We start from the raw sequence: 369 nt of genomic DNA, 5'->3' as shown, positions 1-369 counted from the left end.
CGACGCGGGCCCCCTGACCGCCCCGGCGGCGATCACGCCGTCGTCGGCGCCCCGGGGTCCGGGGGACGCCAACAGCCTTCTGCCGTCCGGTCGTCACCGTCCCGCGCCGATCCGTGGCAGCGTTGATGACCGTCCCGCGTCGCGGGTGGCCGATCCCGCGCCGAAGGACTCCTGGTACGGGCTGCGTCCCCATGCCCGTCCGGCGGTTCACGCCACGGAGCGTTTCGATCCGCACGCGGATCAGTCCAGCCCGCCGCGCCCGGGGACGCTCAGCGGTGCGACGACGCTCGTGCGCACCCACATCCGTCGTATCCAGGCGCCCAACGGCCAGTGGATCCGCGACTACACGCTCAACCTCCCGGTCACCAC

1 protein-coding gene is annotated in these 369 nt (G+C 73.7%); it reads left to right on the top strand.

Annotated features, from left to right (window positions below; all coding sequences use genetic code 11):
• Positions 1-145 precede the first annotated feature (145 nt).
• Positions 146-369: hypothetical protein (locus tag LQ326_RS47530; RefSeq protein ID WP_234545425.1), on the top strand; the 224-nt coding region annotated here is incomplete at its 3' end.

The organism is Streptomyces shenzhenensis (genome assembly GCF_021462265.1).
Classification (GTDB): domain Bacteria; phylum Actinomycetota; class Actinomycetes; order Streptomycetales; family Streptomycetaceae; genus Streptomyces; species Streptomyces shenzhenensis.
This window is presented reverse-complemented; position numbering and strand designations above follow the sequence as displayed.